Origin of the sequence: Paraburkholderia sp. J7, assembly GCF_905220155.1 — a bacterium.
GTDB lineage: Bacteria > Pseudomonadota > Gammaproteobacteria > Burkholderiales > Burkholderiaceae > Paraburkholderia.
The window spans coordinates 62,421-77,127 of sequence record NZ_CAJMYZ010000017.1 but is presented as its reverse complement, the minus strand read 5'-3'; the positions used below and the strand labels follow the sequence as shown (position 1 = coordinate 77,127).

Annotated in this window: 9 protein-coding genes; 5 read left to right on the top strand and 4 right to left on the bottom strand. The window is 62.2% G+C overall.

The genetic code is table 11. The features are described 5' to 3' along the window. Nucleotides 1-344 precede the first annotated feature (344 nt). Nucleotides 345-3,857, bottom strand: a complete 3,513-nt coding sequence (locus U5A58_RS25915; protein ID WP_321916147.1) for a pyruvate carboxylase — start codon at nt 3,855-3,857, stop codon at nt 345-347. 460 nt (nt 3,858-4,317) lie between these two features. Here U5A58_RS25915 and U5A58_RS25910 point away from each other — a divergent pair, with 460 nt between their 5' ends. From U5A58_RS25910 to U5A58_RS25895, 4 genes are all read left to right on the top strand, one after another. Next, a complete protein-coding gene (locus tag U5A58_RS25910) occupies nt 4,318-4,920 on the top strand; it encodes a DUF2889 domain-containing protein (protein WP_321916146.1) in 603 nt (200 codons plus the stop codon). A gap of 12 nt (nt 4,921-4,932) precedes the next feature. Then, nucleotides 4,933-6,495, top strand: coding sequence for a methyl-accepting chemotaxis protein (locus U5A58_RS25905; protein ID WP_321916145.1), 1,563 nt, complete (start codon nt 4,933-4,935; stop codon nt 6,493-6,495). A gap of 1,116 nt (nt 6,496-7,611) precedes the next feature. Further along, a complete protein-coding gene (locus tag U5A58_RS25900) occupies nt 7,612-8,778 on the top strand; it encodes a porin (protein WP_321916144.1) in 1,167 nt (388 codons plus the stop codon). 28 nt (nt 8,779-8,806) lie between these two features. Next, nucleotides 8,807-9,196 carry a BON domain-containing protein gene (locus tag U5A58_RS25895; protein ID WP_321916143.1) on the top strand — a complete coding sequence of 130 codons (390 nt, stop codon included), beginning with the start codon at nt 8,807-8,809 and terminating at the stop codon, nt 9,194-9,196. A gap of 640 nt (nt 9,197-9,836) precedes the next feature. Here U5A58_RS25895 and U5A58_RS25890 read toward each other — a convergent pair. The 3 genes from U5A58_RS25890 to U5A58_RS25880 form a co-directional block, all read right to left on the bottom strand. Then, entirely contained in the window at nt 9,837-10,793 is a 957-nt protein-coding gene (locus tag U5A58_RS25890; RefSeq protein ID WP_321916164.1) for an electron transfer flavoprotein subunit alpha/FixB family protein, read from the bottom strand. Between the two features lie 23 nt (nt 10,794-10,816). Further along, on the bottom strand, nt 10,817-11,566 hold the full coding sequence (locus tag U5A58_RS25885; RefSeq protein ID WP_321963589.1) for an electron transfer flavoprotein subunit beta/FixA family protein: 750 nt from the start codon (nt 11,564-11,566) through the stop codon (nt 10,817-10,819). Nucleotides 11,567-11,926: 360 nt separating this feature from the next. Further along, the gene (locus U5A58_RS25880; protein ID WP_321963588.1) at nt 11,927-13,069 is read right to left on the bottom strand and encodes a CaiB/BaiF CoA-transferase family protein; all 1,143 of its coding nucleotides are present in this window, start codon (nt 13,067-13,069) and stop codon (nt 11,927-11,929) included. A 403-nt stretch (nt 13,070-13,472) separates the two neighbouring features. On the opposite strand from U5A58_RS25880, the gene U5A58_RS25875 reads away from it, so the two are divergent. Next, complete coding sequence (locus tag U5A58_RS25875) at nt 13,473-14,678, top strand: CoA transferase (RefSeq protein ID WP_321916140.1); 1,206 nt, start codon at nt 13,473-13,475, stop codon at nt 14,676-14,678. Nucleotides 14,679-14,707: the final 29 nt, after the last annotated feature.

The following is a 14,707-nucleotide window of genomic DNA, read 5'->3' as shown; positions in this document are numbered from 1 at the left end:
AAATGACGGCAACGGGTCGACTGCGGCCGGATGCAGTCAGGAGGAGGTGCGTGGAAGCGGCTGAGAGGCCCACTGGCGGAAGGCAGCCAACTCCAACGATCGCCCGGAACGCCGCGCCAGGTTTGGATTCCACACATTCAGGCCACGACGTACCCATTATCCTACCCACACAGCGAAATCAGTAGCGGCGACACACCCATAATTAGCCCGCGTGGCGCTTCCAGGCCGGAGTTAGTGGCTATTCTTGCGCGTCGCGATTCCCAGATGCTGCATGATAAGTACGATCCTCCCAAGTTGGGGCGCATGCCCGTTAGTCTCCCCTCACAGGGCATGCGCGATCGCTCTCAACCGTTCGGCAAGTCGAGCTCAATGAGCAAATCCTTCGCCGCTACGCGATCGCCGGATCGCACGTGCACCGCCCCGATCACGCCGTCGCGTTCGGCGGCAATGTGCGTCTCCATTTTCATGGCCTCAATTGCAAGCAGCGTGCTGCCTGCGCTCACGCGCTGCCCGGGCTGTACCGCAACGCTCACGATCGAACCCGGCATCGGTGCAGAAACGTGCAACGGATTTGCAGGGTCGGCGACTGGGCGCCCCTTCCGCACCGTCGATGCCTGGACAGTACTGCGCTGCTCCACGACGGCCGTGCGCGACTGACCGTTCAGCTCGAACTGCACTTTCACCATGCCTTCATTGACGTCCGCATGTTGGCCCTGCAGCGAGACGAGCAGGGTTTTGCCCGCATCGATATCGACTGCAACCTCTTCCTGCGGTTGCAGGCCATAGAAGTAAGCCGGCGTGGGCAAGACCGACGTGTCGCTGTACGCACGCAAGTGCGCATAGTAATCGGCCGTCTGCTTCGGATACATCAGATACGAAGCGAGTTGCTGGTCGTCCAATGGATGCTCGCACGCCGCTTCTCCCTTCGCGCGCGCGGCATCCAGATCGACCCGCGCAATCTCGTCGCCCGGCCGGAACGGCGCCGGCGGCTCGCCACGCAACACCTTGCGCGACAGCGCCTTGGGAAAGCCATCAGGCGGGAAACCCAGTTCGCCCTTGAACAGCGACACGACCGACTCTGGGAACGCGACCTCCTTCGCCGGATCGCACACCTCGGCTGCGCTCAAATCGTTCGCCACCATCATGAGCGCCATGTCGCCCACCACCTTCGAAGTGGGCGTGACCTTGACGATATCGCCGAACATCCGGTTGACGTCCGCATACGCGCGCGATACCTCGGTCCAGCGATGCTCGATGCCGAGCGAGCGCGCTTGCTCACGCAGATTCGTGTATTGGCCGCCCGGCATTTCATGACGATAGACATCTGCCGTGCCGGCGCGGATGTCCGATTCGAACGGCGCGTAGTTGCGGCGCACGCCTTCCCAGTACGTGGAGGCTTCATGCAGACGCTCGAGGCTCAAGCCCGGATCACGTTCGGTGCCGGCCAGCGCCGCCACAATGCTCGAGAGATTCGGCTGCGACGTGAGACCGCTCATCGCATCGAGCGCGCCGTCGACGGCGTCGCACCCCGCCTCGATGGCAGCGAGCGCCGCAGCCGCCGAGATGCCGCTCGTGTCGTGCGTATGGAAGTGAACCGGCAGACCGGTTTCCTCCTTGAGCGCCTTCACGAGCGCCGCTGCGGCACGCGGGCGGCAAATGCCCGCCATGTCCTTAATGCCCAGGATGTGCACGCCAGCCTGCTGGAGTTCGCGCGCAATTCCGACGTAATACTTGAGGTCGTACTTCGAACGGGCGACGTCGAAGAGATCGCCGGTGTAGCAGATCGCGCCCTCGCACAGCACGCCGCTTTCACGTACCGCGTCGATCGCCACGCGCATATTGCGCACCCAGTTCAGCGAATCGAACACGCGGAACACGTCGACGCCCGCACTGGCGGCCTGCTGCACGAAGAAGCGCACGACGTTGTCCGCGTAGTTCGTGTAGCCGACCGCATTGGAGCCGCGCAGCAGCATCTGGAAAAGAACATTCGGCACGCGCTCGCGCAGTTGCGCGAGACGTTGCCACGGATCCTCATTCAGAAAGCGCAACGCCACGTCGAAGGTCGCGCCGCCCCAGCACTCCATCGAAAAGAGCTGCGAGAGTTCGCGCGCGTAGAACGGTGCGATCGGCAACATGTCGGCTGTGCGCATGCGCGTTGCGAACAAAGACTGATGCGCGTCTCGCATCGTTGTGTCTGTCAGGAGCACACGCTTCTGGTCCAGCATCCATTGCGCGAATCCGTCTGCGCCGAGATCGCGTAGACGATCGCGCGTGCCCACGAGCAACGGTTTCGACGTATCGACCACGGGCAGCAAGGGCTTTGGCAGTGGCAGGGCCGGCAGCGAGCGGCCCATCATCTCCGGATGACCGTTCACGCATGTTTCGCCGAGATAGCGCAGCAGCTTGGTGGCGCGGTCGCGCCGCTTTGTCACGGCGAGCAGTTCAGGCGTGAGGTCGATGAAGCGGGTCGTCACCTCCCCCTTGCCGAATGCTGGATGGTTAATGACGTTCTCGAGAAACTGCAGATTCGACGCGACACCGCGAATACGGAATTCACGCAGCGCGCGGTCCATTCGGCGAATCGTTTCGCCCGACGTCGGCGCCCATGTCGTTACCTTGACCAGAAGGGAATCGTAGTACGGCGTGATGACCGCGCCGCCGTATGCCGTCCCGGCGTCGAGCCGGACACCGAAACCCGATGCGCTGCGGTATGCCGTCAGCTGCCCATAATCGGGCAGAAACCCGTTGTCGGGATCCTCGGTCGTGATCCGGCATTGCAGCGCGTGGCCATTCAAGGGAATCGAGGCCTGCGCGGGCACACCCGCTGCGCGCCCGACGATGTCGCCGCTCTCGTGCACGACGTCTTCGGCAAGGCCGATGCGGCCGCCCTCGGTGATCCTGATCTGTGCCTTCACGATGTCGACGCCCGTGATCATTTCGGTCACCGTGTGCTCGACCTGAATACGTGGGTTGACTTCGATGAAGTAGAACCGCCCGGTGTCCGCATCCATCAGGAACTCCACCGTGCCCGCATGCGTGTAGCCCACCGCGCGCATGAGGCGCAGCGCCGCCTCACAGAGTTCGGCGCGGCCCGCGTGATCCAGGTACGGCGCGGGCGCGCGCTCAACGACCTTCTGGTTGCGACGCTGCACCGTGCAATCGCGTTCGTACAGATGCACGATGTTGCCGTGCGAATCGCCTAGCACCTGCACCTCAACGTGACGCGCCTTGCGCACGAGCTTCTCGAGGTAGACCTCGTCGTTGCCGAATGCGGCGAGTGCTTCGCGGCGAGCTGCCGAAATCGAAGCATCGAGATCCTCCTCGCTCTCCAGCACGCGCATGCCCCGGCCACCACCGCCCCAGCTCGCCTTGAGCATCAACGGGTAGCCGATGCCGGCCGCGAGGCGCTTGCACACGTCGAGATCTGCCGGCAGCGGATCTGTTGCCGGCATCACCGGCACGCCCGCGGCGATTGCCGCGTTGCGCGCCGCCACCTTGTTGCCAAGCATGCGCATCACTTCGGGCGTCGGTCCGATCCAGCGCATGCCCGCATCGATCACGGCCTGCGCGAAATCCGGATTCTCAGAGAGGAAGCCGTAGCCAGGATGGACGGCATCGACGTCGGCTTCTCTGGCGATGCGCAGAACATCCTCGATGTCGAGGTAGGCAGCAAGAGGCTTCTTGCCCTCGCCTACCACGTAGCTCGCGTCGGCTTTAAACCGATGAAGCGCGAGACGGTCTTCCTTCGAATAAATGGCCACTGTCCTAATGTCCATCTCGGCGGCGGCGCGCATCACACGGATTGCGATTTCCGACCGGTTAGCAATTAGCAGTGACTTGATTGGTTTATGGTTCATGGTGTGTGTGCTCGAACTGAGCCGGGTATGACGGCAAATCAAACGGAGTCGTCTGATCTGGAATAGATTGGGTCCGCCGCAAATGCGATACCGGAGGATTTGACAGGAGTCCATGACGTGTAAGGTCACGGTCGAAAAAAGCAACATGGGCTGGTGCTCGGACGGCTTTGAATTTCGCTGCGACGGGCTGGCCCCAATTGCCGGTTTCCGCCTGTAGATGAGCAATCTCCAGCCTTCGCGCTCGCGTCATGGCAATAGGGGAAATCAGCTACCTGTCCCCGAACTTTCACTCGCGGAGACTGTGACAGCCCTTGTAGCAAGACATAACCCCCCGCTACGGGGTGGGGTGTGAGTTGGTCTGCCCGGAGACCATCGTGATATTCGAACGTCGCGACCTCACGAAATAAAGCGTCCGACGCACTGACCAGAACGACGCATCGCATCTGACGAGGGAACGAGTATGTCGACGAACGACCACGCAAATGGACCGGCGCGCAAGCCGCTGCATACGCGGCAAATTACATGCGATGTCTATGAAAGCAGCAACGGCAGCTACGAGATTGAGGCGCGCATGGTCGACTGCAAATCGGCTGTGGCCGTGCTGCCGTTTCGAACTGTCGAGGCAGGAGAAATTTTCCACGACATGCGTATCACCATGCGTGTCAGCGCTGACTTCGTGATCGAGCACGTCGAGGCGCGCTCGGAGGCCGCGCCCACACCATATTGCCGCGACATCAATCCGGCCTATGCCGCGCTCGCCGGCTTGCGCATCGCTCCAAGATTCAAGGAACGCGCCAGATCTCTCATTGGCGGCGTGAATGGCTGCACACATCTCTCCGATCTGCTCGGCCCGCTGGCCACCACTGTGATGCAGGCAAGCTTCGGCCGCATGCAAACCGCGGAGCGCCTGCGCGAAGTCGCCGAAATGACCACGATACCGAAGCCGCGGGTCATCGATACCTGCTACGCCTACCGCGCGGATGGCGAGGCTGCACGCGTTGTCTGGCCGCCGGAGAAGCGCACGGCGTCCGATCCGGGCACTGGCCAGCGGGGTACCAAATAAAAAAGGAGAAAAATGATGGGTAAATGGTCGATTCGCAAGTCGCTCACAGCGATGGTCGTCATCCTGGCTGCACTGAGCGTGGCGGTCGGTACGCTTGCTCTCACCGCGTTGAATGGCGCGAGTCGCTCGCTCGAGGCGATCGTGGGTGGGGACATGGTTGCGATCAAATCGCTTGACGATTCCACCTCCGGCTTGCTGCTGGCGCACCTGGGCATCAACCATTACGTCACGCTGACCGCGCAAGGCAAAACGGACGAGGCGAAGCAGATATACACCCGCGCACTAAGCATATTCGCCTTGTCCGAACAGCAATGGCAGCGCTTTGCGGGCGCACCCAAACCCGGCGTTGACGCGGCCACGATCGATGACCTTCTCGCGCGTCACGATGCGCTCATTCGCGAAGGCGTCGAGCCAGAACTCGCGGCGCTCGGCGCGAACGACCTGTCGGCGTTCGGTGCGCTTGCCGACACCAAGGTCGCACCGATGTTCGCTGCGTACTCCGGCGCTTCCGCCAAAATCGCCAAAGCCATGCAGCAAGGCGCCGTTGCCGCAAACGGCAAGGCACTGTCGAACCTCAGCCTGATGACCGCCCTGATCGTCGCCGTTACGTTGCTGGCCGTGCTGATCGTTGTGCTCGCACGCTTCGCCATCAGCCGCCTCTTCGTTCGGCCGCTTGAGGAGGCAGCCCGGTGCTTCGAGCGCATTGCGGGAGGCGACCTCACGCAGTCGATGGTGATTACGGGCGACAACGAGGTCGGCCACCTGTTCGCATGGATCAAGCGAATGCAGGGCAGCCTTGTGACGATGGTCGAGTCGGTCCGCGCGAGCACGGAATCTATCGACACTGGCGCGCGGGAAATCGCGATCGGCAACACCGATCTCTCGCAACGCACCGAGCAGCAGGCGGCCTCGCTGCAAAACACCGCTTCGAGCATGAATGAGCTCACCGGCACGGTGCAGTTGAACGCTGAAAATGCGCGCCAGGCCGCCCAGTTAGCGCTCAACGCATCGGATATCGCGTCACGCGGCGGCGAGGTGGTGGACAAGGTCGTCTCGACAATGAAGGAGATCGCCACGAGTTCGAGCAAAGTCGTCGACATCATCGGTGTCATCGAAAGCATTGCGTTCCAGACCAACATTCTCGCGCTGAACGCAGCGGTCGAAGCCGCCCGGGCCGGAGAGCAGGGTCGAGGCTTCGCGGTGGTGGCGGCCGAAGTGCGCGTTCTCGCGCAACGCAGTGCAAACGCGGCCCGGGAGATCAAGACGCTCATCGACGATTCCGCGGCCAAGGTCCAAAGCGGCTCGGCGCTTGTCGGGTGCGCCGGTACGACGATGGGCGAAATTGTTCATGCCGTGCGTCGGGTAACTAACATCATCGGTGAGATCAGTGCAGCCTCCGAAGAACAGTCGGGCGGGATTGCGCAAATCAACCGCGCTGTCGTGCAGATGGATGAGGTTACGCAGCAGAACGCCGCGCTTGTCGAAGAGGCTGCTGCCGCCGCCGCATCGCTCGAGGAGCAGACTCGTCATCTGCGCACGGCCATCGGTGCCTGGCGCGTGAGCGCCGGGCAGTGACCGAACGCGCGCCATCGCCGGACCTTCCAGGCCGCTGGTCTGCGCCTCCCACAGTTGGGTCCACCGGTTCCTGATCAATCGTCATCCGCACCGGCATTGGCGCTGCCAGAACGATGTCCATGCCCCTGGTTCGGGCTTGTCGTCAGCGAGTTCATTCGCCCCTCGAACTCCGTGAACTGACCACGTTGAATAGCGAGTGTCGATCGCCCGCGAGGCTCATGCGTTTGCTCGCCGCTGCAGACCGATCGAGGCGCTAAATGCACGCCCCGCGACGGTTCTACCTCGCCTTGCTACTGGAAATGCAGGCGCGGCAGCGGCATAGCATCAAATTCACGCGATCCAGCGCGCGCAGTCCAGAGATACGCCAAGTGTGCGCCCCAGGGAGACACCGGGTCGCCCGGTGGGCGGCCGTGCGCTGGCAGCAGTGCCAGCAAGAACTCGGCGGCATGCGCTATCTCAATCTGATGTGTGCGCATCACACTCTCCTTCGTTCACGAACCGACCTGCTGGTTCCAGGTATCGGCGTGCGGTGTTCTCTGCTACGTACGATCCAGCCATGCGAGACATTCGAGTCGAGCGCATTCAAGCGGTCGTGCCAAGTCACAGTCCTCACAGCGAACTCGAACGTTTCGACGATGAAGAACCATCAGCTGAACTCAAGTGCATTTCACCCGCTCCCCTCCCCATCACAGGGAGGGGGGGCAACTTTTCTGTGCGCCTAGTATCGACGTACCACATCGTGTATCGCCCGCGCCATAAGCGCAAACGGGAAACGAAGCGATGCTCGCTGGTAATGGCTTACCCCGCCTGAACGATCCGCGCCACTTCTCGCCTGGGATGATACGAACGTGCCCAACATGAAGAGGCGGGGTCGGAAAGCTGAAAGCCGAAAGGTGAAGCCCGGGCACTGCCAATGAACCTGAGAGAACAAAGAACTGGCACATCGGCTTCCTGAAAAAAGACTACCAGGAAAGGAGGTTTCAACTAAAGGCTATGTAGATCAGTAATGCTTATCAAACCAAATACCGATAGAGACAATCGGCTCAGTTTCATTCGAAAAATAGCGAGAAGCCGAATCAGGCCGGATATCGCCAATACAGAGGAGACAGAATGAGAATGAAGTTGAAGGTAAGCAGTGCGTTGGCATGTTTCGTTTTCGCCAGTGCAGCGAATGCGCAATCGTCGGTGGCGCTGTATGGGTCGATCGACATGGGTCTTGCCTATCAAAGCACCTCGGCGAAGGGCTTCCCGCCGAGTTTGCCGCTAGCGGCTCTGCACAACATGGGCTCGACGTTTGGCCTCACGAACGGCGGTCTGTACGGCAGCTTCCTGGGCTTCAAGGGGACCGAGGATATTGGTGGCGGCTACTACGTCAACTTCAAGCTACAGGGGAATTTCAACGCCACCACCGGCAGTCTTCAGTTGGCCGATTCGGCGGGCGCCAGCGCGCTCTTTGCCCAACAGGCTTCGGTTGGTGTCTCCGGCCCGTTCGGCAGCCTGGATTTTGGGCGGCAGATCATACCGATGGCCTATGCGATGGCGGAGACCGACGCCCGCGGATCGCAGTACTTCGGCAGTATCCTCACGGCCTGGCTCTCCCTGAATACGGCCGCGGGCTGGCAAGGCGCGAGCACTAACGCGCCGATCGGGGCGCTGTATGACAGCAATGCCATCGTTTATCACTCGCCGAAATTTTATGGCGCTTCGCTCGCGCTCGAATTCGCGCCGGGTGGCGTCGCGGGCCAGCCCCAAGGCAATACGCGCGAATCGGCCGTGCTGCAGTACTCGAACTATGGGTTGCAGCTTGCCGCTGTGTATTACAACGGACATGACACCAATCCGTATTCGATCAATCTGCCTGCCGGAACGTTGTCCACTGCGCCAATTACCGGGCAGGACAACAATCGCTTCTACTACCTGGGTGCGATGTACACGTACCGGAGCTTGTCTGTGTCGACCTCGTACGCCATCGCCAAAAATCCCGCACACCCGAACCTGGCCAATCTCGAACTCTTTTCCGGCGCCCTCGCGTATCAATTCAGCCCGTTTTTTCGGGTAAGCATGGGTGATTATTACGTGAAGGACCGGAACAACTCGTCCAATCATTCGAACGAAATTGCCATCGGTGCCAACTACAGCCTGTCCAAACGAACGACACTCTATGCCGATGTCGGCTATGTGAATAACAAGGGAAACATGGTCCAGATGATCGCGTATGGCCTGCCGGTGGCCCCTGGTCAGTCGACTACGGCTGCCATTCTCGGCATTCGTCACAGCTTCTGATGTCTCGACACACACAAGGTGGGAGAAAATGATGAAGGCGAAGAAAACGTTCAACGCGGGGTTGAACGCATTGATGGTCCTGGCCGCGACAACTGCCGCTTCCACGGCGTGGTCGCAACCCAGTGACGCAACGGGAACATCGGGCGCCTCCGCGACCATGGCGGTCAATGGCACGACGACAAAAGCTGACCGGCGCGCGAACCGTGCGCTTCAGAAGCAAATCTACGCAGCCATCGCGAAACACAAGGAGATCGACGCCGGCAGTATCAGCGTCAAGGCGAATGGCGGCGCCGTGTCGATTAGCGGCACCGTGCTGGAGGCAGACCAGATCGGCAAGCTGGCCGAAATCGCGAAGGGTGTTCCCGGCGTGACATCGGTCTCCACCAAGCTGTCCGTCCAGAGGCCGCTGGGCCAGTAAGGAGGTGCGAGCAGTCCGGCATGGCAGCGTGCATGGACCGCCGTACTGCAGGAATGTGCCGACCGCGGGGGGCCGGCACATTCCTGGCACGGCGGCAACACTGCCGATGCCGCGTTGAACGGCTGCCGCAGCCGCGACCTCAACATCCCCGACCTGCAACTACATTTCGCGCCCGCGCTGATCCCTCGCTCGGAACTCAAACTACGCGACGACGGCTATTCCGCCACGTTTGCGTACTGCGCCAGCATAGCCGCGGCGAGATCCGTCTAGCTTCGCCGGACATGCGCGAGGCAGACGCGTCCATCATGCCTACGCTGATCGGCGGCAATACCAACGCCCCCAAGCATGATGATCGGCGAGAAGGCGGCCGACCTGGTCCGCGGTCGCAGCCAGCCTTTTACACTTGTGGAGTCACGCAGAGCGTCGAAGGCGAATCATAGCGAGCTCGTCGCGACGAAGCCGCACGAGGTAGCGAAGGAATCCGCCACGCGTTGCAAACGACTCAAACGAGCGTGGCGGATACTAACGGTACAAGCATAGAGCATGTATGACGTGCTTTGCCCGGCGTCGGTTGTGCCGCATCGGCGCGAGACGGCAGCAGACGACTTTGCTCAGTCACGCGCAGGCATGCTGTCGGTGATCAGGCGCCCCGATCGAGTTCGGCGGCCAGTTCGGGAGCGACGGTGAAGAGGTCGCCTACGAGGCCGTAGTCGGCCACGCTGAAGATCGGGGCTTCTTCGTCCTTGTTGATCGCGACGATGACCTTCGAGTCTTTCATGCCGGCGAGATGCTGGATCGCACCGGAGATGCCGATTGCCACGTACAGCTGCGGCGCGACGATCTTGCCGGTCTGACCGACCTGATAGTCGTTCGGCACGTAGCCAGCGTCCACTGCTGCGCGCGAGGCGCCGAGTGCGGCGTTGAGTTTGTCGGCGAGCGGCTCCAGAACCTTCGTGTAGTTCTCGCCGCTGCCCAGACCGCGACCACCCGAAACGATGATCTTTGCGCTCGTGAGTTCCGGACGGTCGAGCTTCGTGACTTCACGGCCGACGAACTGCGTGAGGCCGCTGTCTGCTGCGGCGTCGAGCTTTTCAACCGCTGCGCTGCCGCCTTCGGCTGCGACTGCATCGAACGCCGTCGTGCGAACGGTGATGACCTTGACCGGATCGACCGATTGCACCGTCGCGATCGCATTGCCCGCGTAGATCGGACGCTCGAACGTGTCCGGCGAATCCACGGCGGTGATGTCGCTGATCTGCGCGACGTCGAGCTTCGCGGCGATACGCGGGGTAACGTTCTTGCCCGCTGCCGTTGCCGGCGCGAGGATGTGCGTGTAGTTCTTCGCCGCATTTTGCACAAGTGTCAGGACCGTCGCTTCGACGTTCTCGGCGAGGCCCTGTTCGAGTTGCGGCGCGTCGGCGAGCAGCACCTTCGCAACGCCTGCGATCTTCGCGGCTGCGTCCGCTGCGGCCTGGGCGTTGTGGCCTGCGACCAGCACGTGCACATCGCCACCAATCTTCTGTGCTGCTGCGACGGTGTTCAGCGTCGCAGCCTTGATCGAGTGATTGTCGTGTTCAGCGATTACCAGATTCACCAGATTCGTCATTTTCGTCTCGCTCCTTACAGCACCTTGGCTTCGGTCTTCAGCTTCTCGACCAGCGTCTTCACGTCCGGCACCTTCACGCCTGCGCTACGCTTGGGCGGTTCGGCAACCTTCAGCGTCTTCAGACGCGGCGTGACGTCGACGCCCAGGTCTTCCGGCTTGACCGTTTCCAGGGGCTTCTTCTTCGCCTTCATGATGTTCGGCAGCGTGACGTAGCGCGGCTCGTTCAGGCGCAGGTCGGTGGTGACGACTGCGGGCAGCGTCAGCGACAGCGTTTCCGCACCACCGTCCACTTCGCGCGACACGGTCGCCTTGCCGTCGGCAACCACGACCTTCGAGGCGAACGTCGCTTGCGGCAGGTTCGCGAGGGCTGCGAGCATCTGGCCGGTCTGGTTCGAATCGTCGTCGATAGCCTGCTTGCCGAGGATCACGAGTTGCGGCTGTTCCTTGTCGACAAGCGCCTTCAGGAGCTTCGCCACGGCGAGCGGCTGCAGGTCTTCATTCGACTCGATGAGGATTGCGCGATCCGCGCCGATGGCCAGCGCCGTGCGCAGCGTTTCCTGCGCCTGCGCCACACCAGCGGAAACGGCGATGACTTCAGTCACCACGCCCGCTTCTTTCAGACGCACCGCTTCTTCCACGGCGATCTCGTCGAACGGGTTCATCGACATCTTCACGTTCGCGAGATCCACTCCCGAGCCGTCCGACTTCACGCCAACTTTCACGTTTGCGTCTACGACTCTCTTGACTGCCACCAATACCTTCACTTTCGCTCACTCCGTATCGTTCAAATACACCAGCCGATGATATGCACTCGCCCTCACGCCGCATGCCCCCTGAAACAGGGAGGTAGCGCGCGTGGCCCGGGACGACCATCCCCGTGCGAGTTCTGCGCTCGCGGCTGAATCTTCCCGAATGGCGGAGCGGGGTACGCACCTCCTGACACCTCGACCTGGCAGGCCGAGGAGAGAGCGCTCGAGCCCCTCAGGCAGGAATTGTCGATACTCGGCGCCGCAATTCCGGTGCGATCGAGGTCATGCATACTGCGCGCTCGGGTATTCCAGCGTTGAGCCGCAGCCGTCTGAAACACCACTTCTTTGATGCAGACAACAATAAATATAGGATGACTACACGTTCCCGGCACTCCTCGAGGTCGAGCGCCAGGCGTGAAGCGCATCGCGCACGTCGTACTCGCCGAGGTGTGGCTCAGGACGACCGGAAGGCGTAGTTCGGCTGAAGCGCGGCGCAGGTGCTGGCTGCAGAATGCCGCCCGCTTCGACGAATGTTTCCCGCGCAACGTTGTGCGGATGTCGAGGGGCCTCGTCCATATCGAGCACCGGCGCGAAGCAGACATCCGTGCCTTCCATGCGTGAGGTCCACTGCGCGCGCGTGCGAGTGAGAAAAATACTCGCAAACCGACGCTTCATCTCGGGCCACGCACGCTGGTCGTGCTGGTGCGAGCATTCGGCTGCATCGATATCGAGACATTCGAGCAGTTGCGAATAGAACTGCGGCTCGATCGAGCCAATCGCGATGTACTTGCCATCCGCACATTCGTAGCAGTCGTAGAACGGTGCCGCGCCGTCCAGCAGATTCGATGCGCGCTCCTCGCTCCATGTCCCCTGAGCCTTCATCCCATAGAGCATCGCGCCAAGGAGCGCAGCGCCGTCGGTCATTGCGGCATCGACGACTTGCCCCTCGCCGCTGCGGGCTGCTTCGACGAACGCGCAGGCCAGACCGAACGCGAGCATCATTGCGCCGCCACCGTAGTCGCCGACGAGGTTCAGCGGCGGTGCAGGCGGCTCGCCGGCGCGACCCATTGCGCCGAGCATGCCGGTAAGCGCGATGTAATTGAGGTCGTGCCCGGCTGCGTGCGCAAGCGGGCCGCTCTGCCCCCAACCGGTCATGCGGCCGTAGACGAGCTTGGGATTGCGTTTAAGGCACACATCGGGACCGATCCCGAGCCGCTCCATCACGCCGGGACGAAATCCTTCGATCAGAACGTCGGCCTGGTCGACGAGCGCGAGCACGGCCTCGACGCCCGCGACGGTTTTCAGATCGACCGCCACAGTGCGCTTGCCGCGCGCCAGGACGTCTTGCCGTAACGCGTCCTCGCTGGCCGGCTTGCCGTCGAGATCGACGCGCTTCGATAGCGGCCGGTCCACTCGAAGAACTTCCGCTCCCATATCCGCGAGCATCATTGCGCAAAACGGCGCGGGCCCGATGCCTGCCATTTCGATCACCCGGATGCCTTGCAATGGTCCACTCATCTGAACGCCACCGTATCTATCTACATGGGGTTTGTGCCTGACGTGCGATTGCCGGGCGCCGGGTGAATTGACTCCGACGCAGACGACTTGCGTCCACACGCCTTCGCACGCCGTGAAAGCAACGATCTCCGGCCTGTACCGCATCCTGATCCGGTTGGCACTGCATCGGAGCGCATAGTCCGATGTTGTCCCAACCGGTCCTCACCTATGGCTCCCCACGGCGGGGGGGAGGCTACACCCTCGCTGCATCAGATACTGAAATGCAGGAGTCACTGCCCCGCTCGGACCAAGATCCCGGCCCAGAGCGCCCCATTCCAATCCGACGTCATGAGAAAGCCATGCGACTGACCCTCCTTTCCTCGCCCCGTGCATGCGTGCACAGCGCAACCAGCAGGAGCCCAGCATGAGCGCCGGGCCGCTGCGCGGCGTGCGCATCATCGACCTCACAACCGTGCTGATGGGACCGTTCGCGACACAGATCCTCGGCGATTACGGCGCGGACGTCATCAAGATTGAAGCTCCCGCAGGCGACAACACACGCGGCATCGGCCCCGCACGCCATCGCGGCATGGCCGCCGGCTTCCTGCACATCAATCGCAACAAGCGCAGCCTCGTGCTCGACCTGAAGCAGCCGGACGGCCGCGAGGCGCTGCTCAAGCTGGTTGTCGACGCGGACGTGCTCGTGTACAACGTGCGCCCGCAGGCAATGGCGCGCCTCGGCCTCGACTATGAGGCCGTGCGCGCGGCCAACCCGAACATCATCTATACCGGCGTCTACGGATATGGACAGCGCGGTCCCTACGCACCGCGCCCGGCCTATGACGACCTGATCCAGGGCGCAATCGCGCTGCCCACGCTGGGCATACTCGCGGGCGCGGATGCGCCCCGCTACGTGCCCAGCGCCATGGCGGACCGCGTCGTCGGCATTGCCGCAGCGGGCGCCATCACGGCCGCGCTGTTTCACCGGGAACGCACGGGAGAAGGCCAGTCGATCGAGGTGCCGATGTTCGAGACGATGGCGCAGTTCATGCTGGGCGATCACATGAGCGGCCACACGTTCGAGCCGCCCGCCGGCCCCACCGGGTACGCGCGGCTTCTCAACGAGTACCGCCGTCCGTACAAGACACTCGATGGCTACTTGTGCGTGCTCGTCTACAACGACAAGCAATGGCAGAACTTCTTCGAGATGATTGGTCGTCCTGAAGTCATGCAGACCGACCCGCGTTTCAATTCCATCACGGCGCGCACGGAGAACATCCGCGATCTCTACAAAATGCTGGCCGAAATCTTCGCCACCCGAACCACGGCCGAGTGGCAGGCCGCGCTGGAAGCCGCCGACATCCCGGTCATGCCGATGCACACGATCGAATCGCTGATGGACGATCCGCATCTGCGCGCGGTCGACTTCCTGCAAACGGTGGAGCATCCCACCGAAGGCACGATGCGCTCGATCTCGGTACCGTCGAACTGGTCAGCCACGCAACCGTGCCTCTCGCGCCATGCACCGCAGCTTGGCGAGCACAGCGCAGAAGTGCTGCGCGAGGCGGGCTACAGCGACGCGCAGATCGAGACCATGCTCGCGGCGGGCGTCACCCGCACCGCCACGTGAGTAACCAACACCAAACCATTACCTGAAAC

Excerpts from the sequence above, each read along its gene's own strand:
- U5A58_RS25915 (WP_321916147.1), bottom strand. The coding sequence starts at position 3,857 with ATGAACCATAAACCAATCAAGTCACTGCTAATTGCTAACCGGTCGGAA.
- U5A58_RS25910 (WP_321916146.1), top strand. The coding sequence starts at position 4,318 with ATGTCGACGAACGACCACGCAAATGGACCGGCGCGCAAGCCGCTGCAT.
- U5A58_RS25905 (WP_321916145.1), top strand. The coding sequence starts at position 4,933 with ATGATGGGTAAATGGTCGATTCGCAAGTCGCTCACAGCGATGGTCGTC.
- U5A58_RS25900 (WP_321916144.1), top strand. The coding sequence starts at position 7,612 with ATGAAGTTGAAGGTAAGCAGTGCGTTGGCATGTTTCGTTTTCGCCAGT.
- U5A58_RS25895 (WP_321916143.1), top strand. The coding sequence starts at position 8,807 with ATGATGAAGGCGAAGAAAACGTTCAACGCGGGGTTGAACGCATTGATG.
- U5A58_RS25880 (WP_321963588.1), bottom strand. The coding sequence starts at position 13,069 with ATGAGTGGACCATTGCAAGGCATCCGGGTGATCGAAATGGCAGGCATC.
- U5A58_RS25875 (WP_321916140.1), top strand. The coding sequence starts at position 13,473 with ATGAGCGCCGGGCCGCTGCGCGGCGTGCGCATCATCGACCTCACAACC.